The sequence below is a fragment of the Microbacterium sp. NPDC055599 genome (genome assembly GCF_053618975.1).
Genome location: NZ_JBSHIM010000001.1, coordinates 283,799 through 303,116, shown reverse-complemented (window position 1 = coordinate 303,116; position 19,318 = coordinate 283,799). Strand labels below are relative to the sequence as shown.

Annotated in this window: 19 protein-coding genes; 3 read left to right on the top strand and 16 right to left on the bottom strand. The window is 71.9% G+C overall.

Features of this window, described 5'->3' with window-relative positions:
• From ACWGQ1_RS01495 to ACWGQ1_RS01440, 12 genes are all read right to left on the bottom strand, one after another.
• Positions 1 to 1,197, bottom strand: a 1,197-nt coding sequence (locus ACWGQ1_RS01495; RefSeq protein ID WP_452312220.1) for an iron chelate uptake ABC transporter family permease subunit, incomplete at its 3' end; no start/stop codon positions are given.
• The gene (locus ACWGQ1_RS01490) at positions 1,194 to 2,225 is read right to left on the bottom strand and encodes an ABC transporter substrate-binding protein (RefSeq protein WP_452312219.1); all 1,032 of its coding nucleotides are present in this window, start codon (positions 2,223 to 2,225) and stop codon (positions 1,194 to 1,196) included. The genes ACWGQ1_RS01495 and ACWGQ1_RS01490, both read right to left, overlap by 4 nt.
• 28 nt (positions 2,226 to 2,253) lie before the next feature.
• On the bottom strand, positions 2,254 to 3,093 hold the full coding sequence (locus ACWGQ1_RS01485; RefSeq protein WP_136032718.1) for an ABC transporter ATP-binding protein: 840 nt from the start codon (positions 3,091 to 3,093) through the stop codon (positions 2,254 to 2,256).
• 1 nt (position 3,094) lies between these two features.
• Positions 3,095 to 4,054: a siderophore-interacting protein gene (locus ACWGQ1_RS01480; RefSeq protein WP_136045867.1), complete on the bottom strand. Its 960-nt coding sequence runs from the start codon at positions 4,052 to 4,054 to the stop codon at positions 3,095 to 3,097.
• Positions 4,044 to 4,844, bottom strand: coding sequence for an ABC transporter ATP-binding protein (locus ACWGQ1_RS01475; protein WP_136032714.1), 801 nt, complete (start codon positions 4,842 to 4,844; stop codon positions 4,044 to 4,046). The genes ACWGQ1_RS01480 and ACWGQ1_RS01475 overlap by 11 nt, the downstream gene beginning before the upstream one ends.
• Positions 4,841 to 5,914 (bottom strand): FecCD family ABC transporter permease, encoded by a 1,074-nt coding sequence (locus ACWGQ1_RS01470; RefSeq protein WP_136032712.1) that lies wholly within the window; start codon positions 5,912 to 5,914, stop codon positions 4,841 to 4,843. Before ACWGQ1_RS01470 ends, ACWGQ1_RS01475 begins: the two co-directional genes overlap by 4 nt.
• Positions 5,911 to 6,954, bottom strand: coding sequence for an iron chelate uptake ABC transporter family permease subunit (locus ACWGQ1_RS01465; protein WP_452312218.1), 1,044 nt, complete (start codon positions 6,952 to 6,954; stop codon positions 5,911 to 5,913). The genes ACWGQ1_RS01470 and ACWGQ1_RS01465 overlap by 4 nt, the downstream gene beginning before the upstream one ends.
• 28 nt (positions 6,955 to 6,982) lie before the next feature.
• Positions 6,983 to 8,008, bottom strand: coding sequence for an iron-siderophore ABC transporter substrate-binding protein (locus tag ACWGQ1_RS01460; RefSeq protein ID WP_136032707.1), 1,026 nt, complete (start codon positions 8,006 to 8,008; stop codon positions 6,983 to 6,985).
• 188 nt (positions 8,009 to 8,196) lie between these two features.
• Positions 8,197 to 8,400, bottom strand: coding sequence for a cold-shock protein (locus ACWGQ1_RS01455; protein ID WP_025104028.1), 204 nt, complete (start codon positions 8,398 to 8,400; stop codon positions 8,197 to 8,199).
• A gap of 75 nt (positions 8,401 to 8,475) precedes the next feature.
• Complete coding sequence (locus ACWGQ1_RS01450) at positions 8,476 to 11,454, bottom strand: AAA family ATPase (protein WP_452312217.1); 2,979 nt, start codon at positions 11,452 to 11,454, stop codon at positions 8,476 to 8,478.
• A complete protein-coding gene (locus ACWGQ1_RS01445) occupies positions 11,421 to 11,651 on the bottom strand; it encodes a hypothetical protein (RefSeq protein WP_136032702.1) in 231 nt (76 codons plus the stop codon). Before ACWGQ1_RS01445 ends, ACWGQ1_RS01450 begins: the two co-directional genes overlap by 34 nt.
• Before the next feature lie 163 nt (positions 11,652 to 11,814).
• On the bottom strand, positions 11,815 to 12,426 hold the full coding sequence (locus tag ACWGQ1_RS01440) for a TetR/AcrR family transcriptional regulator (RefSeq protein ID WP_136032700.1): 612 nt from the start codon (positions 12,424 to 12,426) through the stop codon (positions 11,815 to 11,817).
• A 95-nt stretch (positions 12,427 to 12,521) separates the two neighbouring features.
• Here ACWGQ1_RS01440 and ACWGQ1_RS01435 point away from each other — a divergent pair, with 95 nt between their 5' ends.
• Positions 12,522 to 13,163, top strand: coding sequence for a hypothetical protein (locus ACWGQ1_RS01435; RefSeq protein ID WP_136032698.1), 642 nt, complete (start codon positions 12,522 to 12,524; stop codon positions 13,161 to 13,163).
• Positions 13,164 to 13,184: 21 nt separating this feature from the next.
• Complete coding sequence (locus ACWGQ1_RS01430) at positions 13,185 to 14,792, top strand: alpha/beta fold hydrolase (protein WP_452312216.1); 1,608 nt, start codon at positions 13,185 to 13,187, stop codon at positions 14,790 to 14,792.
• A gap of 68 nt (positions 14,793 to 14,860) precedes the next feature.
• Here ACWGQ1_RS01430 and ACWGQ1_RS01425 read toward each other — a convergent pair whose 3' ends face one another.
• Entirely contained in the window at positions 14,861 to 15,805 is a 945-nt protein-coding gene (locus tag ACWGQ1_RS01425; RefSeq protein WP_452312215.1) for an alpha/beta hydrolase family protein, read from the bottom strand.
• A 123-nt stretch (positions 15,806 to 15,928) separates the two neighbouring features.
• On the opposite strand from ACWGQ1_RS01425, the gene ACWGQ1_RS01420 reads away from it, so the two are divergent.
• Complete coding sequence (locus ACWGQ1_RS01420; RefSeq protein WP_136036677.1) at positions 15,929 to 16,528, top strand: TetR/AcrR family transcriptional regulator; 600 nt, start codon at positions 15,929 to 15,931, stop codon at positions 16,526 to 16,528.
• A gap of 19 nt (positions 16,529 to 16,547) precedes the next feature.
• On the opposite strand, the gene ACWGQ1_RS01415 is transcribed toward ACWGQ1_RS01420, so the two are convergent.
• The 3 genes from ACWGQ1_RS01415 to ACWGQ1_RS01405 form a co-directional block, all read right to left on the bottom strand.
• Positions 16,548 to 17,597: a DUF998 domain-containing protein gene (locus ACWGQ1_RS01415; RefSeq protein ID WP_240745391.1), complete on the bottom strand. Its 1,050-nt coding sequence runs from the start codon at positions 17,595 to 17,597 to the stop codon at positions 16,548 to 16,550.
• A gap of 142 nt (positions 17,598 to 17,739) precedes the next feature.
• Entirely contained in the window at positions 17,740 to 18,195 is a 456-nt protein-coding gene (locus ACWGQ1_RS01410) for an SRPBCC family protein (RefSeq protein ID WP_136036678.1), read from the bottom strand.
• 102 nt (positions 18,196 to 18,297) lie between these two features.
• Complete coding sequence (locus ACWGQ1_RS01405; protein WP_452312214.1) at positions 18,298 to 19,254, bottom strand: manganese catalase family protein; 957 nt, start codon at positions 19,252 to 19,254, stop codon at positions 18,298 to 18,300.
• Between the last annotated feature and the right edge of the window lie 64 nt (positions 19,255 to 19,318).

Here is a 19,318-nt window from a genome sequence, read left to right as displayed (position 1 = left end):
CCACGTGTGACCGGCGAGCAGCCCGAGCAGCAGCACCCCGGCCACCCCGAGCGCCACGACCACCAGGGTCACGCGGAAGCGCACGCGGCTGCGCACACCGAAGCGCACGCGCGGCGGCTCGCGGGTGGGGCCGGCGTCGCGCAGCCGTCGGGCCATGAGCACCAGCACGATCGCGCCCAGCAGCGTCGTCGCGACCCCCGTCGGGATGAGGATCGCGGCCTCGGCGCCGATCAGCGCCCGCAGCAGGGCGTCGGCCAGGATCACCACGATCGCGCCGAGCAGCCCCGCGGCTGGGATCAGCAGCAGGTGCCGGTTCAGGCTGGGCACCACGCGGGACAGCAGCCGCGCGAGCACCGGCGCGCACAGTCCGACGAAGCCCATCGGTCCCGCGAGCGTGACCGACACGGCCGTCAGCGTGACCGCGAGGAGGATGCCGATCGCCCGCGTGGAACGGATCGGCACCCCGAGCGACGAGGCCGTGTCGTCGCCGAGCGCCAGGATGTCGAGGCGTCGGGCGAGCACCAGGGCCAGCACGGTGACGACCCCCACGACCGGGGCCGCCTGGAGGAACGCGCTCAGCCCGAGCTGCGACAGGCTCCCGCTCCCCCACGCGAGCAGCCCGGTGGTCTCCTCGTCGAACAGGATCAGCAGGGTCGAGGTGCCCGCCTGGAAGGCCAGCGCCAGGGCCGTGCCGGCGAGGATGAGGCGCGTGGTGGACGAGCCGGCACCGCCCGCGAGCCCGAGCACGATCCCGGCCGCCACGAGCCCGCCCGCGAACGCCACCGCTCCGGACGCCCACACGGGCACGGCGATCCCGAACGCGGCGAGCGCCGTGACCGCCAGGTACGCTCCCGCGGTCACCCCCAGCGTGTCGGGCGAGGCAAGCGCGTTGCGGGCGAGCGACTGCAGCAGGATCCCCGCCACGCCCAGGGCGACCCCGACCGCGACGCCCGCGGCCAGGCGCGGGATCCGCGAGCCCCACAGCACGTCGGCCGGGGGCAGCACGGCCCCGCTCGTGCCCTGCGTGAGATGCCAGCCGGCGACCGCGACCAGCAGCACCGCGAGCAGGACGAGCACCCCGACCCCCGTCAGGAGGGCCTTCGGCCCGCGGCCCTCCGCCTCGACGGAGACGGCGGTCGCGCGACGCTCCGGCGCCGCGGGATCCGTCGCGTCGTCGAGGCGGAGGGTCTCGGTCACTTCGAGAGCACCTCGACGAAGCCGTCGACGATCTGCGCGGTCGAGCGGGGGCCGCCGAACGTCCAGATGCCCGCGGGGAACGCGGTCAGGCGGCCGTCGGCCACGGCGGGCAGCGACGTCCAGGCCGGGTTGTCGGCGAGGGCGTCCATGATGTTCTCCGAGTCGGGGTCTTCCGTACCGGTGTAGAACAGGTTGGCGTCGCCGACCGTGGTCATGCCCTCCACGTCGGTCTGCCCCAGGCCGTACACCGGGTCGACCGTCCCGGTCCAGGCGTTCACGAGTCCGAGCTGCTCGCCGACCTCGCCGACGAGCGAGCCCTGGCCGAACGGCCGCAGGGCGACGTTGCCGCCATCGACCCAGCCGTCGAAGAACACGAAGTCGCGTGTCGCGAGCTCGCGGTCCGCCAGCTCGGCCTTCGCGTCGTCGAGGTGCTGCTGGAACTCCGCGGTCACGTCGTCGGCGCGCTCCTCACGACCCGTGACCTGCGCGATCAGGTCGAGCGTGTTCAGCATCTTCGCGATGGGGTCCTTCGCGTCGGCGCCCACCGTCGCGAGCACCGGCACGTCGTACTCCTCGAGCTGGGCCACGATCGGGTCGTCCGTCCCGCGCACCTCGACGATCACCAGGTCGGGGTCGGTGCCGAACAGGGTCTCCAGGTTCGGCTCCTGCCGCGTGCCCACATCCACCACGTCGTCCGGCAGCTCCTCCGCCGACACCCACGTGGAGTAGCCCTCGGCGTCGGCGACGGCGACCGGGGCCACACACAGCGTCAGCGCGTCCTCGATCTGCTGCCACTCCAGCACCGCGATGCGCTCGGCCGGCCGGTCGAGCTCGACCGTGCGGCCCAGGTCGTCCGTCACCGAGACGGCACCGGTCGAGGTCGCGGTCGCGTCGTCCGCGCAGCCCTCGCTGGTCGAGACGGGCGCTGCGGCGTCCGAGGCGGACGGCGTCTGCGTGGTGCCGCACCCGGCGAGCGCGAGGGTCAGCGCACCACCGAGGGCGAGCACGGCCAGGGGGGTCTTCTTCATCGGGTGTTCCTCCAGGGGTGGGGGTGGATCAGAGTGCGGTGCCGGCGCGATGCCGGGCGTGATGGCGGCCGCGCGGTCGCACGCGCACCAGCCCGGTCTCGTCGTCGACGACGGTGTCGATGCGCAGCCCGTAGACCTCCGACAGGTTCTCGCCCGTGAGCACCTCGACGGGGGTCCCGGCGGCGTGCACGCGCCCGCGGTGCAGCAGCACCACGTCGTCGGCCACCGAGGCCGCGTGGTCGAGGTCGTGCAGCACCACGCCGAGGGCGGTGCCGTGGTCGTCGGCGAGCTCGCGCACCAGGTCGAGCGTCTCCACCTGGTAGCGCAGGTCGAGGTGGTTGGTCGGCTCGTCGAGCAGCAGCACCCCGGTGTCCTGGGCCAGCGCGGTCGCCAGCCACACGCGCTGCAGCTCTCCGCCCGACAACTGGTCGACCGGGCGGGCGGCCATGTCGGACAGCCCGGTGAGCGCGAGCGCGCGGGCCACGGCTGCCCGGTCGGCCTCGGTGATGCCGGCGAAGCGACCGCGGTGGGGGTGCCGCCCGTACGCGACCACGTCGGACACCTCGATGCCGGACGGGTGGGGACGCGACTGCGACAGCATCGCCACGGTCTTCGCGAACTCCTTCGCCGACAGGGCGGCCGCATCCCGCGGCTCGTCCCCGCCGACGCGCACCGTGCCGCCGTCGATGCGGTGCAGGCGGGCGAGGGCGCGCAGCACGGTCGACTTGCCGCTGCCGTTCGGGCCGATCAGCGCCGTCACCCGCCCGGGGGCGAGGCGCAGCGACACGTCGTGCACCACGCGGGAACGGCCGTAGCCGAGCACCAGGGAGTCGCCCTGCAGGGCGGGCCGCCCGTCGGTCGCGGTCACGTCAGCCCCGCATCGCCACGCCGCGGCGCCAGTAGCCCATGAACGCGACCTGGCGGCGGTCGATGCCGAGGTCCTTCACCAGGTGCCGGCGCAGGGTCGTGACCACGCCGCTCTCCCCCGCGATCCAGAAGTAGCGCTCCACCGGGGTCGCGGTCGCGGGGTCGATGTCCTCGCCGAGACCCGAGTACTCCGGCGTCTCCCACAGCAGGTCTTCCGTCTCGACGTCCTTCACCCGGATCTCGTCGGTCGCGTCGGCGTCTCCGAGGTAGCCGAGCACCGCGGGGATGAGCCGGAGGCCGTGCGGCTCGCCCACGTCGCGGGGCAGCCAGTGCACCTCCACCCCGGCGGGCGGGTCGATGCGCAGCACGTCGGCCGGTGACGGCACCTCGATGAACGCGACGCCGCGGAGGTCGCGCGGCGCGTCCTCCAGGATGCGGGCGATCGCGGGGGCGGCCGTCTCGTCGCCCGCCAGCACCACGGAGTCGGCGCGACCGGGGCGGTACTCGGCACCGCCGTGCGGAACGACCCCGCGCCGCGGACCGACGAGCCACAGCTCCTGCCCCACGGCGGCCGCGCTCGCCCACCGCGATGCGGGCCCGGTGAGCCCCGGCTCCAGGTGCAGCACGAAGTCCACGTCCACCTCGGTCGTGTCGTCGGCGGCCACCCGCAGCTCGCGCACCGAGTACGTGCGCATCGCGCCGCGCTCGGCCTCGGGCACCGCGAGGTAGGAGCCCCACCAGTCGTCCGTTGAGCGGTCGATCTCGGGCAGCACCCCGGACGCGGGCGGGAACACGAGCTTGATGCGACTGTCGAACACCGCGCCGGGGGTGCCCAGTTCACGCAGGTCGTCCCCGCCGAGGGTCACCCGCACGAACGAGGGCGACACGCGTTCCACGGCGCGCACCTCGGCGCGGGTGAGGAGGTAGGTCGGGCGTTCGGTCGTGGTCGTCTCAGCGGACATGATGCCTTCCGATGGGGGTGACCATCGGCTTCCCGGAGACCGGGTCGACGGTGATCTGGTTGGGCAGCCCGAAGACCTCTTCCACGAGCTCGGCGGTCACCACGTCCTGCGGCGACCCCGTGGCGTGCACGCGGCCGTCCTTCATGGCGACGAGCTCGTCGGCGTAGCGGGCGGCGAGGTTGAGGTCGTGCAGCACCATCACGATCGTGGTGCCGCGGGCGACGCTCAGGTCGGTGAGCAGGTCGAGAACCTCGACCTGGTGGGCGACGTCGAGGAACGTGGTCGGCTCGTCGAGCAGCAGGATGTCGGTCTCCTGCGCGAGGGCCATCGCGATCCACACGCGCTGACGCTGTCCGCCGGAGAGCTCGTCGACGCTGCGGTCGGCGAGGTCGCTGATGCCCGTGGCGTCGAGCGCATCGGCGACGACCTCGTAGTCGTGCGCGCTCCAGCGCGACAGCGCCCGCTGGTGCGGGTGGCGTCCGCGCCCGACGAGGTCGGCCACCGCGATGCCCTCTGGGGCCACGGGCGACTGCGGGAGCAGCCCGAGGATGCGCGCGACCTCCCTGGTGGGGCGGGTGTGCACGGACGTGCCGTCGAGCACCACCTGGCCGGCCACGGGCGACAGCAGCCGGGCGAGGGCGCGCAGCAGGGTGGACTTGCCGCAGCCGTTCGCGCCGACGATGGTCGTGATCTTGCCCGGGGCGATCTGCAGGTCGAGCCCCTCGACCACGGTGCGGTCGCCGTAGGAGAGCGTCACGCCCTCGGCGGACAGGGTGTGGGCGGCGGTCACAGGGAGCCTCCGGTGCGGTTGGTGCGGATGAGGAGGTAGATCAGGTACGGCGCGCCCACGACCCCGGTGACGACGCCGACGGGGTAGCGCGTGCCGAGCGCGAACTGGCCGATGAGGTCGCCCGCCAGCACCAGCACCGCGCCGACGAGACCGCTGGGCAGCAGCAGGGTCGCGCCCGGTCCGGTGAGCCGGGCGGCGATCGGTCCCGCCATGAAGGCGACGAACGCGATAGGGCCGGTGGCGGCGGTCGCGACGGCGAGCAGCGCGACGGCACCGAGGATGAACACCACGCGGGTGACGCCGACGCGCACGCCGAGGCCGGCCGCGGAGTCGTCGCCCAGCTGGAGCGCGCCCAGGGCCCGCCCCTGCGTCAGCAGCAGCGGCACCAGCACGACCGCGGCGATCGCCATCGGCAGCACCCGCTCCCACGAGGCGTTGTTGAGGCTGCCGGTGATCCACTGCATGGCGGTCTGGATGTCCCAGTTCGCGGCGCGGGAGAGCAGGTAGGCGATGACGCTCTGCAGCATCGCCGCGACCCCGATCCCGATCAGGATCAGTCGGGCGCCGGCGAAGCCGCCCTTGATCGCGAGCAGGTAGATCGCGAGCGCGGTGACGAGGGCGCCGGCGAGTGCGAGCAGCGACACCATCGGGCCGTTGAGCGAGAGCACGACGATCCCGAAGACCGCGGCCGCCCCGGCGCCGTGCGAGATCCCGATGATGTCGGGGGAGGCGAGCGGGTTGCGCAGCATGGTCTGGAAGGTGACGCCGGCCATGCCGAACGCGAGCCCCGCGAGGATGGCGAGGATCGCCCGCGGCAACCGCAGGTCGCCCACGGTGAACGACGCCCCCGGCACGGTCTCGCCCAGGATCACGCGGATCACCTCGTCGAGCGGATAGAACGTGTTGCCCACCATGAGCGCGACCGTGAACAGGGCGAGCACGACCACGGCCAGCGCGACCGTGACGAGCGCGTGCCGGCGGTGACGGGCCCGCCGTCCGGCGATCACCCTGGCCGTGCGGGCGGCCGCGGACTCCTCCGCGCGGACGAGCGTGTGCTCCGTGGCGCTCACAGCTCCCTCACCCTCTGTCGGCGGACGATCCAGATGAAGAACGGCGCCCCGATGATCGCGGTGATGATGCCGACCTGGATCTCGTCCGACGACGGCGAGATCACCCGGCCGACGATGTCGCTCGCGGTCAGCAGGACCGCTCCCGCGAGGGCCGAGAAGGGCAGCAGCCAGCGGTGGTCGGTGCCAACGAGCAGGCGGCACAGGTGCGGCACGATGAGCCCGACGAAGCCGATGGGCCCGGCGATCGCGGTCGCGGCTCCGGCCAGGATCACCGAGCCGAGCGCCGAGACCGCGCGCGTGCGCGCCACGTGCTCGCCGAGCCCCGTGGCCATGTCGTCGCCGAGTGCGAGGGAGTTCATGCCGCGGGCGGTCACGAAGCACAGCAGCGCGCCGACCGCGAGCACGGGGGCGGTGATCGCGATGCGCGGCCACTCGGCTCCCCCGACCCCGCCGATCTGCCACGACTGGAAGGTCTGCAGCAGGTCGACCCGCGGCAGCATGACCGCGCTGATGAGCGAGGCGAACGCGGCCGAGGTCGCCGCGCCCGCCAGGGCGAGCTTGAGCGGGGTGGCGCCGCCGCGGCCGAGCGACCCGACGGCGTAGACGAACACCGCGGCCGCCGCGGCGCCGGCGATCGCGAACGCCATCTGGCCGTACGGGTTGCTCAGCCCGAAGAACGCGATGCCGAGCACGACCGCGAACGACGCCCCGTTCGAGATGCCGAGGATGCCGGGCTCGGCGATGGGGTTGCGGGTCACGGCCTGCATGGTCGCCCCGGCAAGCGCGAGCGCGGCGCCCACGAGCAGCGCGAGCACCGTGCGCGGGAGGCGCTTGATCACCGCGGCCTGCCCGATCGTGTCAGACTGTCCGCCCAGGGCGGCGAGGATGTCGTCGAGGGAGACCGCGCGTGCCCCGAACGACACCGAGAGCACCGCCAGCACCAGCAGCACCACGACCCCGGCGCACAGCCAGAGGGTGCGCGCCAGCACCGGGCGCCGCAGGGCGGCGGCGTCCGGTGCGAGCACGGGTGCGGAGATCACGATGACTCTCGGCGGCGGTGCGACGCGGTTACGGCGCGAGCGGTGCGGCCAGGATCGCCAGGTAGTCGTCGAGGCCCCACGGGATGGACAGCGGCGACGGGTTCGCCGAGGCGGCGATGGGCGTGGCGTTGGGCAGGATCGCGACGCGGCCCTCGGCGATCGCGGGGATCTTCGACAGCAGCGGGTCGGCCTGCAGCGTGGCGAGGGTCGTGTCGTCGCCGTAGGTGACCAGCACGTCGACGTCGTCGAACTTCTGCGCCTCCTCGGCGCTCACCTCGAGGTTGAACTTGTCGCTGCCCACGCTCTCCTCCACGATCGCGGGGAACGGCAGGCCGAGAGAGTGGAGGTACCCGGGGCGCGTGTCCGCGGCCGTGTAGTAGCCGATGGTGCTGAGGTCGCTCGGGTCGAAGTACGCGAACAGTACCTTCTTGTCCTTCAGCACGCTGTGGGCCTCGAGCGCGGTGTCGGCGTCGGCGTGCAGCTCATCGATCAGTGCCTCGCCCTCGTCCTTCAGCCCGAGCGCGGTGGCGTTCATCTCGATCATGTCGTCGACCGACGTGCCCCACTGGACCTCGGGGTAGGCCACGACCGGCGCGATCTTGGAGAGCGTGTCGTACTCCTCCTGCGTCAGCCCGGAGTAGGCCGCGAGGATCACGTCGGGCTCGGTGTCGGCCACGGCCTCGTAGTCGATGCCGTCGGTCTCGTCGAACAGAGCCGGGGTGTCGCCGCCGAGCTCGTCGAGCTTCTCCTCGACCCAGGGGAGGATGCCGTTGTCGTCGTCGTCTCCCCAGGTGGCCTTGCTCATGCCGACCGGGACGATGCCGAGCGCGAGCGGGACCTCGTGGTTGGCCCAGGCGACCGTGGCCACGCGCTCGGGCTTCTCGGTGATCGTGGTCTCGCCGAAGGCGTGCTCGATCGTGACGGGGAACGCGTCGTCGGAGGCGGGGTTGCCGCCCGAGGAGGAGGTCGACTCGGGGGCCGAGGACGAGCAGGCGGCGAGCGACACGGCGAGCGCGGCGGCCGCGCCGATGGCGAGCAGGCGAGAGATGCGCACAGGCGTTCCCTTCGGGATGGGAGGAGGGGTGGCGGCACGAGAACGCGCCCGGCCTTTGGTAAGCCTCGCCTAATCTAACCCGAAGTTAGGTCATCCTCAATTCGATGACACCGCACGGAGGTCCGGAGGGATGCGAAAAGCCGGTCGGATCCGATGGATCCGACCGGCTTCAGGAAGTCAGCGCACGCTCAGAGAGCGCGGATGTTCGCCGCCTGCATGCCCTTGGGGCCACGCTCAGCGTCGAATTCGACCTTCTGGTTCTCGCGGAGCTCCTTGAAACCGGAGCCGGCGATAGCCGAGTAGTGGGCGAAGAGGTCTTCCGTGCCGTCATCAGGAGCGATGAAGCCGAAGCCCTTCTCCGCGTTGAACCATTTCACAGTGCCAGTGGCCATGTGTTTTCTACTTTCTGTTAAGCCGGCCGCTGACGCGGCCTGCACCGCACCGGAAGATCCGACACGCGTGCTCGGTCACGCTACCACGGCGGACCTGCCCGACGTCGGGTCGAGGGCCTGCCGTGTGAGCGCCGCCTCCGTGCGCGTGCTGACCCCGAGCTTGCGCAGCACCGCCGACACGTGCACGCTCACCGTCTTCACGCTGATGAACAGGCGCTCCCCGATCTGACGGTTGCTGAGCCCCTCCGCGATGAGGTCGAGCACCTGCTGCTCCCTGGCGGTCAGCAGTTCCGCGTCGGCGGGCGCTGCTCCGGCACGCAGGCCCGCGGCGTCGGCGAATCGTGCGATGGCGGCCCGCAGCGGGGCATGGTCCCACTCCTCCGCGAGCGCGGCGGCCTCGGCGACCACGGCGGAGGCGGCCGCGCGCTCGCCCTCTCGCACGTGCACCTGCGCGCGCTCCAGGCGGAGCACCGCGCGGAAGGTCACCGGCACGTCGTCGCCGTCAGCGCGGCGCAGCGCCTCCTCCACCTTCTCCGGTCGCGGGTCGAGCAGGGCATCGAGAATCAGCCCCCAGGCGTCGTGCTGCAGCTGGTCGGGCTGCGCCAGCCAGGCGTCGCGGATCGTGGCCGAGGCCGCCTCGACGTCGACCCCACGGGACCGCAGCTCCGCGATGATCGCCCCGCCCTCCAGCAGCAGCCGACGCTGATGCAGCAGCGCCGGCTTCTCGTCGTGCACCATCGCGAGGATCGCGTCGAGCGCACCGGTGAGGTCGCCCTCGCTCTGCGCCACCGCGACCGTCATCGTCACGAGGTCGTACCAGATCTGGCGCTCAGAGCCGCCGGTCTCCTCGAACGCCGGCCGCCACTCGCGCAGCATCTCCGCCGCCTCGGTCGACCGGCCGCGCCACGCCAGCACCCGCACGCGCGTCATGCTCATGTACATGCGGAACACCCGCAACGTGCCCTGCACGAAGTCGCGCGACAGCATCTCCTCGACGCGGTCGATCTCGCCGAGCTCGAGCAGCGGGACGATCATGTTCTGCGCCATGATCGTGCCCGACGTGCGCTCGACACGCAGCTCCCGCGCGCGGCGCAGCCCCGCTTCGGCCACCGCGACCGCCTCCCGGTACCGGCCGAGCAGCGTCAGCAGGTCGGAGTAGTTCACGCGGTAGCGCATCTCGGCGGTCGAGCCGTCTGCCAGCGCCCTCGCCCGTTCGAACTCCCGCACGCCCGCCTCGACGGCGCCGAGGTGCGCCAGTGAGCCGCCGCGCATGTTCGCCGCGATCGACTGCTGGTCGCGCGACCCCGCGGCCGCGGCCCGGCGCTCGGCCTCGTCGGCGAGCCGGATCGCATCCTCCCGGTCGCCCGCGATCATCAGGCGACCGGCGAGCTGGTTGAGCAGCTCGGCGCGGAACGCCTCGTCGGGCACGTGCTCCTCTGCGATGGCCAGCGCCTCGCGGAGCAGCGGCACGGCCCCGAGCCGCCCCAGGTTCACCAGGAACAGCGCCTTGTTGCGCAGCAGGCGGGCGTGCAGTCGCGGGTCGACCGTCGTCGCATCGACCTCGGCGAGCGCGACGTTGGCCACCGCGAGAGCGCGCTCCCCGTCGCCCGCGTTGCGCAGCACCGACCCGAGCACGTGCAGCAGTTCCAGGCGCCCGAACCCCGTCGCGGCGGCGGCGTCGGGCACGAGCGGCCACAGCTCGAGCACGAGCTCGCCGAAGCGCGCAGCACTCGCGAAGGCATACTGCGCCTTGGCCTGCCGCATGGCCTCGGCGGCGGCCGTGATCGCGCGACGGTCGTCTTGCGCGAGCTGCCAGTGATACGCGAGCGCGGCGGCATCGCCCCGGTCGGCGGCCCCCTCGCTCTGCTCCTCCAGCGCCTCGGCGTAGGCGCGGTGCAGGCGGGCGCGCTCCCCCGGGAGCAGATCGTCGTGCACGGCCTCGCGCAGCAGCGCGTGCCGGAACCGGTAGTCGTCGTCTTCCACCACGATGATGCCGCTGCGGGCGGCCTCGCGCAGGGCCTCGTCGAGACGCTCCTCGGGCAGCCCGGCCAGGCGCGTGACGAGCGGGTGGCTCAGGGGACGCTCGGCGCCGGAGATGACCCGCACCACACGCCCTGCGTCGTCGCCGAGACGGTCGAAGCGTGCCAGCAGCAGGTCGCGCAGGCTGTCCGGCAGCGGGCCCTGGGAGCACCCGGCGATCTCCTCCACGAAGAACGGCACGCCTTCGGCCCGCACCTGCAGCCGCTCGAGCGCGGACGGCGACGGAGCGCGCCCGGTGATCTGCTCGACCAGCTCGCGGACGGCCTCGTCTTCCAGGCGCGACACCGTCAGCCGCTCCAGCAGCCGCGCCCTCGTGGCCTCGCCGATGAAACGGCTCACCGCGTCGCCGCGACGCACGTCGTCGGTGCGGCAGGTGATGAGCAGCAGGATGCGACCGCGGTTCCACGCCCGCAGCAGGAACGACAGGATGGCCAGGGTCGAGTCGTCGGCCCAGTGCAGGTCTTCCACCACGAGCACCTGCGGCGACTCCTCCGCCGCGGCCTCGACCAGTGACGCCACGGCGTCGCGCAGACGCTCCGGGCTCGTGCGCTCGCGGTCGGCGGGGGCGTCGACGAGCTCGGGCAGCAGCATCCCGAGCGCCTCGATGCCCACGCCGACGACCGCTCGCACGCGCTCGACGCCCATCCGCGCCACGATCGAGCGGAGGATGCCGGTGAGAGGGCCGAACGGCATGCGCGACGCGCCCAGGTCGAGGCACCATCCGACATGCACGTCGGCGGCGTTCGCGACCTCGGCGCCGAACTCGCGCGCCAGGCGGGACTTGCCGATCCCGGCCTCGCCCTCCACCAGCACGGCCGCGGGCACGCCGTCGCGCGCTCCGTCGAACAGACGGCGCACCTCGGCGAGCTCGGCGTCTCGCCCGACCATCGCGGCACTGGGGGCTGGGGCCATGCCTCCATCGTCCCACCCACCGCCGACATCGGGGTCGCGGTGCGGGAACGGCAGCAGGACCGCGTCGGTCACCGGGCGACCGCGGGCTCGCACGGTCGGCACTCGCGCTCCGCGACAGTCGCGCGCGAGACGACCCCGCGCTGCACGAGGCGACGCAGCAGCCGCCGCACGGGCCCGTCCGCCCGCGGCACGATCTGGTCCGCGTGCTCGATCAGGCGGCGGCGCTGCTCGACGGCCGTCGCGATGCGCTCCTGCTCGTGAGCGGTCACCTGCTGGGTCAGATAGGGGTGCTCGAACATGATCTCTCCTCGGCGGTTCGGTGTATCCCTACACTCCGCTCTGAGGCCCCACCGCCACATCGGACGGATGCCCTATCTTCCGCGCGCCCCGGCGAGACACCCGCCTAGGGAGGGGCGACGACGGAGGCGGTCCGCGCGACGGGCATGCCGTCGAAGGGAGAACTCATGCGGCGGGCGGCCCGCTCATGACCGCGTGGACGGCGAGACGCAGGGTCTCCTTCTCGGCATCGACGCGCACCGTCTCGGAGGGCAGCGCGCGTTCAGTCGCGATGCCCGACGTCACGGTGGCGAGGAACCGCGCGCGCTCCTCGATCCCACCCGCAGCGATCGCACCCTCGTCGACCAGGGTCGTCAGCCACTGCTCGATGCGGTGGCGCCCCATCCGTTCGAGCGCGAGGTAGGTCGCGGCTTGGTCCTCGGAGGGAGGCGTGGCGACGTACGCCTCGTAGAGCGCTCCCCACTGCTGCCTGGCGCGTTCGCCCACGCCCACGTGGGAGAGAAGCAACTGCAGGCACGCGGTCAGGCGCTCTTCGGGCGTGAGGGAGCGATCGTCGATGGGGTCGTCGGGAATCTCCAGGTCGTACATCCCCGCGACCACCGTCTCGACGAGTTCCCGCTGGGTGGGGAAGAAGTGCCGCAGCGAGCCGGTGCTCACCTGGGCACGCGCGGCCACGCCCCGCACGCTCAGTCGCGCCGTGGGGTTCTCGCCGAGCATCGTCGCCGCCGCGATGAGGATCTTCGAGCGGGTCCCCGGCTCCTTCGATTCAGCGCCCATGCCCGCCTTCCGCAAACCATCGATCTATCACAGTGTGATAGCTTAGCCCCTCGTTCACTAGCACGCTGTACTAATCGAGACGAGGGACCGCGACGATGGGAATCGCGAACTGGCGCAACCGCCGCGTCCGCCACGGGTCAGGAGAACCACTGCGGCGGTACCGCTGGTGGCAGATGTTCAGCCGATCGCTGCGCTCGATCACCCTGGCGTCGCCGGACGGCTCGACATCGATCTACACAGTGGATGTGCGCCACGGGGGTGACATGAGCGACGGGGAGGTCCGCGCCCGCCTCTACGTCGACGGCGCACTCCGGTCGTACGCGAAGATGCCCACCCGCTTCGCGGTGCCCGGCGGCCACATCGAGGTCGCGATCACCGGCTTCGGGCTCAAGCGCTGCCACTACGTGCGCGCAGACGGCACCGAAGAACAGCTGTCACCCGATCCGCGATCGGCCGAGGGGCGCCGCGCCCGCCTGCACCACCGGCATCCCCGGGCGAGCCGTGCGATCGGCCTCATCTCCCTCACCCTCGTTGTCGTCGGACTCTGCGTCGAGGTTCCCCAGATCATCGAGGCTCTTTCGCAGATACCGCTGATCGCCGCATCGGTGGGCACCTTCACGTCCCCCATCCAGCTCCCCCTGCACATCAATCTGCTCATCGGGCTCGCGGCCGTCGCCGGCAGCACGGAGCGGGCCCTGCGGATGCGATCGAGCTGGATCGATGAACTCGCCAGTTGAGACCCCACGAAAGGAAACACCATGAGGAACCGCTCGCCGATCCGCAGCCGACGGAGGAACGATCATCGACGGCGATGGGTGGCACCGGTCGCCGCTGTCACCGCGGTCGCATCGCTGCTGCTGGCCGGCTGCACCGCCGCGACGCAGGTCGACCGGGACGCCGCGCCGGAATCGGAAGCCGTGCAGGACTCGGACCTCGAGCGGTACAGGGGGCAGGAGCTCGACTTCGGTGCCTGTGACCCCGCGCTCGTGAGGTCGCAACCCGCCGTCCCTCAGGTCATCGATGCGGCGGAGAGCGCCGAGTGCGCGATGCTCACGGTGCCCCTGGATTACGGGGACCCCGCGGGTGAGACCATCGAGTTGGCGGTGGCCCGCATCGCAGCCACCGGCGAGGACCGCATCGGCTCGGTCGTGCTGAATCCCGGCGGACCAGGCGCGGCGGCGACGACGTTCGCCCCTCTGGTGGCCGCCCTGTGGTCGGGCGGGCCCCTCACCGACCGCTTCGACATCGTGGGCTTCGACACCCGGGGGGTCGGCCTCAGCCGCCCCGCCGTCGATTGCTACACCGACGACGAGCGAGACGCCGACGCTCCCCTCGCGGCACTCGGAGAGTGGACGGACGATTCCGCCCGCGAGATCGTCGAGAAGTGCGCCGATGGCACGGGCCGAGGCGACGTGCTCGCACACCTCGGAACCCGCGATACCGCTCGCGACATGGACATCCTCCGAGCCGCGCTCGGCGACGAGAAGCTCACCTTCGCGGGTGTGAGCTACGGCACGCGCCTCGGAGCGGTCTATGCCGAGATGTTCCCGCAGAACGTCCGCGCCCTCGTCCTCGACGGCGCGGTCGACCCGCTCAAGAACACCCGGGAGCGTCGGATCCACCTCAGCGAGGGGCTGCAGGCGTCCTTCCAGCGCTTCGCCGACTTCTGTGCGGCCCAGGCCGATTGCCCTCTGGGCGCCGATCCCGCACGGGCGACGAGCGAGGCGCAGCGGCTCCTGCGGCCGCTTGTCGATGAACCGCTGATCGCCGCCGACGGCCGCGAGGTCGGCTTCCTCGCCGCCGGCGAAGGCATCGTCGCCGGGCTGTACTCCGAGGCGAGTTGGCCCGCGATCGCGGCAGGGCTGGCGGAGCTGAAGGCAGGTCGGCCGGATGCCCTGCTCGCGCTGCGCGACGGGTCATACGGCCGCTCCGAGAGCGGCGAGTACACGAACTCGTACGAGGCGCTCTTCGCGATCAACTGCCTGGACGAAGAACGCTTCACCGCCGAGGAGATGGCGAGGCTCGGCGAAGACCTCAACGATGCCGTGCCGTTCCTCGACCCGGGGACCGCTCCCCCCACCCAGGACGGCTGCGAGTACTGGCCGTCCGAACCGACACTCGGCTACCCCTACGCGACGGACATCGACGGGCTTCCCGAGGTGCTCGTGGTGTCGGCCACGGGAGATCCGGTGACCCCTCACGACGGAGGCATCAGCCTCGCCGACACCCTCGGCGCCCGACTGCTCACCGTCGACGGCAACCAACACGGCACCATCGTCTCCCGCAACGAGTGCATCGACGAGATCGTCGCCGACTACCTCGTCGACCTCGAACTCCCCGAGGACGGAGCGCGCTGCGCGCTGTGACCTCCTCCCTGGCGACGCCTGGTCCCTCGCCTGCTGCTCGCGCACGGCGAGGGACACGGGCACACCTCTCACTTGCTGTCGATGTGACCGATCGGATGGCCGCCGTCCGTGAACGCGGCGCGAGCAGCGGGCCAGCTGGTGTCGTCGACGTGCAGAGCGGTCCGCAGGTAGGCGGTGCTCATCCGCTGGATGACGGCGACCCGCTCGGGGTGCTCGTCGGTGGTCTCGGCGACGTCGTACCCCACGATGCCGCCGAGGGAGTGCTCGGCACCGTGGAGCGTGAGGAGATCCGTCGCACCGGGGCTGTGCGTATAGGCATCGGTGAACCAGTCCGGTCCACGGCTGGACATCGCGGACTGGTCGTGGTCTCCGGCGACGACGAGGGTCGGCGTGCGAAGCTCCGCGAAGGACGGACGCATGAAGGGGAAGTTCGTCCGTGCGAAAGGGTGAAGGTGGTCGCCGCCGACACCGGTCGCCGCGAACAGGATGCCTGCGGTGACGCGTCGGTCGGACATGTCGTCGCCGACCGTGCCCGAGTCGTCGAGGATCCGCGCCCCGAGCACGGACTGCGCGGTCTGTCCGCCCCAGGAATGACCGGTCGCGGCGACGCGCGTGCGATCGATGCGGCCGGAGAGACCGGAAACGGCGGCCTCGATGGTGTCGAGCTGGTCGAGGATGCGAGTGAGATCCGTGATCCGTTCGGTCCAGATCGTGGGGAACACCGGGTGATCGAACCCGAACCCGTTGCGGCGGGAGTCCAGATGCGTCGGCTGGATCACGACGAACCCGCGGGAGGCCCAGAACGCGGTGAGCGGCGCATACCCATCGAGGTTCCAGCCGTTGCCGTGGGAGAACAGCACGACGGGAAGGTTCGATCCCGTCGCGGGAGCGGACACCCGCACGTCGAGGGGAACCGCTCGGCCGGGCGCGGACACCGCCACGGGAGCGACGGAGACGACCGCGCGTCCGGCACCGATGATGCCGTCCAGCGTGTCGACGATGGATGAGGTCACGGCGAGTTCCTTTCCGAGGGGTGCAGCGCTCTGCGATAGTGGATATCGGAGCGCTGTTCCGCAACATTACGGAACAATGCTCCGTAATGCAAGTGAGCGCCGTCGAGGGAACCGGAGCAGGACATGAGCGAGGTCGAGAGCGAGCCGTCGCACGATGCGCGGCCGCAGCGAGCGGGTCGCCCGCGCCGGAGCGAGCAGGCTCTGCTCGAGGCGGCGGCAGCAGTGTTCGTGACGTCCGGGGTCGATGCTCCGGTCCGAGAGATCGCAGCGAAGGCGGGAGTCGGCGTCGGGACGATCTATCGTCACTTTCCGACGCGTTCCGAGCTGGTGGTCGCGGTGTACCGGCACCAGGTCGAAGCGTGCGCCGACGCCGGTCCCCGCCTTCTTGCGGAGAGCGCGACCCCCGAAGCTGCCTTGCGTGCGTGGGTCGCCCTGTTCGTGGAGTTCCTGGTCACCAAGCATGGCCTGCCCGGCGCACTGCAGGGCGACAGCGCCGGATCCGACGCCCTGCACACCTACTTCGTCGACCGTCTCGTCCCGGTGTGCGCCTCGCTCCTGGAGGCAGCGCGCGGGTCCGCGGAGGCGACGCCCGCGATCGATGCGTACACCGTGCTCCGAGGCATCGGGAACCTCTGCATCGGCGCGACCGGCGACGCGCGGTACCGGGCTGCCGACCTGGTGCAACTGCTCATCTCCGGCGTGCTCGCACCCGAAGCTCGCTGACCCCCTCGTCGAGCCGGCGTCAGCCCGCGCGCAGCGGCGAGCGCCGGGCCGAGGGACGCGACGCCTCCGGCACCAGGATCGCCAGCACGCGCACGAGCGTCGTCAGCCACAGCAGCCCCAGCCCGACCACGATCGCCTCGAGCGCCGTGACCGCGTACAGCCCGAACGGCAGCCACAGCACGACCGCCACCACCACGAGCACGCCCACCGCGATCGACGTCGCCACGAGCGCCGTCGGTCGCCCCGGTACCGCGACCGTGGTCAGTGCCGCGGCGGCCAGGAACAGCACGAGCGCCGCGAAGGCCGCGATGTCGTGCGGCAGGGGTGCCCGGTACAGGGGCAGCAGCCCCACGGCGGCGAGCGCCGCACCCGCGGCCGCCCACAGGCCCACGATCACGGCGATGCGCGGCAGGGCGTCGTCGCCCCGCAGGCGGTGCAGGTCACGGCCGATGTACGCGCCGACCGTGGCGACGAGCAGCCCGGCGACCACGAGCGTGCCGTTGAACGCCCACCCCACGCCGAGCTGCGAGAAGTTCTCCTCCCACCACCGCGGGTCGACCGCCGTCACCATCGCGAACAGCGTGCCGATCACCAGGAAGCCGAACAGGAGCCCGGCGAGGTCGGCCGTGCGCAGCCCGACCCCGGCCCCGAACGCGAACCGGCCACCCACGGCCGCCGCGACCCCGGCGAGCAGACCGCCGCCCACCGCCCCGAGCTCGAGCCCGCGCAGCCCGACGGCCAGCACCTCCGCTGTGAGCAGCACGCCCATCACGGTCACGGCGCCGAACGCGAGCGTGAGTGCGCCTGCCGAGAGGTGCGACACGATCACCTGCCAGCGCGGCATCCCGGTGGTCTCGCCGCGACGGTGCCGCAGTGTGCTCACCGCGAAGGCCCCCGCGGCGATCACCCCGGCGACCACGGCGACCGGCATCGCCAGCCCCGTCTCGCCGGTCAGCGGCCTCGACGCCCCGCGCAGCACGACGAGTCCCGCGCCGACGCCGAGCACGAAGCACACGGCGGTCGCCGCGACCGCTGCAGCCTCGGCGCGCAGCCTCCGGTCCCTCTCCATGCGCTCATGCAAGCACGGGGCGCCGACGTGCGCACCCCCGACTCCGCGCACGGCGGACACGCGACGAGGCCCGGAACCCCGCGTGCTGCGGTGCTCCGGGCCTCGTCGATCTCCGATCGCGCGCCCTCCGGTCGCCCGCGGATCAGGCGTCGACGTCGCCGCGCCAGGCGCCCGTCTCGACGCCGCGCCCCTCGATGAACTCCTTGAAGTTCTTGAGGTCCTTCTTCACGGCGTGCGAGCCGGCGCCGACGAGCGCGCCCACCTTCTCCAGCAGCCCCTCCGGCTCCCAGTCGAGCTGCACCGTGACGCGGGTCGACGTGTCGTCGAGCTTGTGGAAGGTCACCACCCCCGCGTGCTCGGTCTCGCCGCCGACGCTGTTCCAGGCGACGCGCTCATCCGGGTGCTGCTCGGTGATCTCGGCGTCGAACTCGCGCTCCGCTCCACCCACGTTCACCTTCCAGTGCGTGTGGGTGTCGTCGGTCTGCGTGATGGACACGACCTCGTCGAGGAACTTCGGGAAGCTCTCGAACTGCGTCCACTGGTTGTATGCCGTGCGGACGGGAACGTCGACGTCGATGGTCTCGATGATCTGCACCATGGGATGCTCCTCTGCTGTTCGTCGTTCGTGTGCTTCCATTCAGGCGTCACGAGCCGGTATCGGCCACGGGGTTGACATCGCAGCGCGGATCGACGACGGTCCTCAGCTCGACGTCATCCGGCCGAAGGTCGCCTCGATGTCGGCCATCTCCATCTCAGCGGTGGCCTGGATGAGCGCCTGCAGCTCGGCGTCTGCTCCCGGCGCGAACTCCTCGGGGCGCTCCGGCGCGATGACGGACGGCACGCCCTCCGGCGCCTGCTGGTCGGCGATCAGCTCGGTGCCGTCGCCCGACGGCGACATCCCCTGGAAGATGCGTCCGGCCTCGGAACGGTCGTCCAGGTCGAACGAGTACTGCGTGCTCTGCAGACCGAGGTCGAGCAGCCGCTTCACCTCGGGGAAGCTCTCGGCGTTCGTCTTGGGGATCGGCAGGCTGGTGCGCCAGTTCACCCCCAGGGTCTCGAGCGCCTTCGCGTAGGCGTTCTCGTGCGCCTGGTCGCGCACGATGAGGTACGAGATCGTGGAGCGCGCCGTCTTGTTCGCCGTCATCTCGTACAGGCGGCACTTCTGCAGCCTGCCGGTCGACTCGAGCATGAGGTTGTAGAGCAGGTCGAGCACGAGGTTGCCGGAGTTGTACACGTAGCTGCCCATCCACGGGTTCCCCGCCGCGTCCACCGGCAGGGCGCCCTGCGCGCCGACCAGGTAGTGGTGGATGTTGCTGTGGTCGAGCGCGATCTCGAGCGGCACCGCGCCGCCGGCTCCCGGTGCGTCCACCGGGGCGTCCTTCTTGCCCTGATACGCCGGAGAGCCGTCGAGCAGCCGGGAGATGGTCGTGCCGATCAGCTCGACGTGGCTGATCTCCTCGGTGCCGATGCCCTGGATGAGGTCGCGATACGGCTTGCCCGCTGGACCACGGAAGTTGATGCTCTGGAACAGGTACTGCATCATCGTGCGCATCTCGCCGAACTGGCCGCCCAGACCCTCCTGCAGCGCGTTGGCCGCCGCGGGGTCCGGTTCGTCGACCTCGATGTCGTTGATGAGCTGCTGCAGGTGGAAGTACATGTCGGCCTCCTCGCCGGGTTGCTTGTCGCTGGGTGGCCCACTCTCCGCCTTCCCCGCGGATCCA

What these genes read in the sequence shown, in the direction of transcription:
- ACWGQ1_RS01490 (WP_452312219.1), bottom strand. Translation starts at nt 2,225, where the DNA reads ATGAAGAAGACCCCCCTGGCCGTGCTCGCCCTCGGTGGTGCGCTGACC.
- ACWGQ1_RS01480 (WP_136045867.1), bottom strand. Translation starts at nt 4,054, where the DNA reads ATGTCCGCTGAGACGACCACGACCGAACGCCCGACCTACCTCCTCACC.
- ACWGQ1_RS01455 (WP_025104028.1), bottom strand. Translation starts at nt 8,400, where the DNA reads ATGGCCACTGGCACTGTGAAATGGTTCAACGCGGAGAAGGGCTTCGGC.
- ACWGQ1_RS01445 (WP_136032702.1), bottom strand. Translation starts at nt 11,651, where the DNA reads ATGTTCGAGCACCCCTATCTGACCCAGCAGGTGACCGCTCACGAGCAG.
- ACWGQ1_RS01440 (WP_136032700.1), bottom strand. Translation starts at nt 12,426, where the DNA reads ATGGGCGCTGAATCGAAGGAGCCGGGGACCCGCTCGAAGATCCTCATC.
- ACWGQ1_RS01435 (WP_136032698.1), top strand. Translation starts at nt 12,522, where the DNA reads ATGGGAATCGCGAACTGGCGCAACCGCCGCGTCCGCCACGGGTCAGGA.
- ACWGQ1_RS01430 (WP_452312216.1), top strand. Translation starts at nt 13,185, where the DNA reads ATGAGGAACCGCTCGCCGATCCGCAGCCGACGGAGGAACGATCATCGA.
- ACWGQ1_RS01420 (WP_136036677.1), top strand. Translation starts at nt 15,929, where the DNA reads ATGAGCGAGGTCGAGAGCGAGCCGTCGCACGATGCGCGGCCGCAGCGA.
- ACWGQ1_RS01415 (WP_240745391.1), bottom strand. Translation starts at nt 17,597, where the DNA reads ATGGAGAGGGACCGGAGGCTGCGCGCCGAGGCTGCAGCGGTCGCGGCG.
- ACWGQ1_RS01410 (WP_136036678.1), bottom strand. Translation starts at nt 18,195, where the DNA reads ATGGTGCAGATCATCGAGACCATCGACGTCGACGTTCCCGTCCGCACG.
- ACWGQ1_RS01405 (WP_452312214.1), bottom strand. Translation starts at nt 19,254, where the DNA reads ATGTACTTCCACCTGCAGCAGCTCATCAACGACATCGAGGTCGACGAA.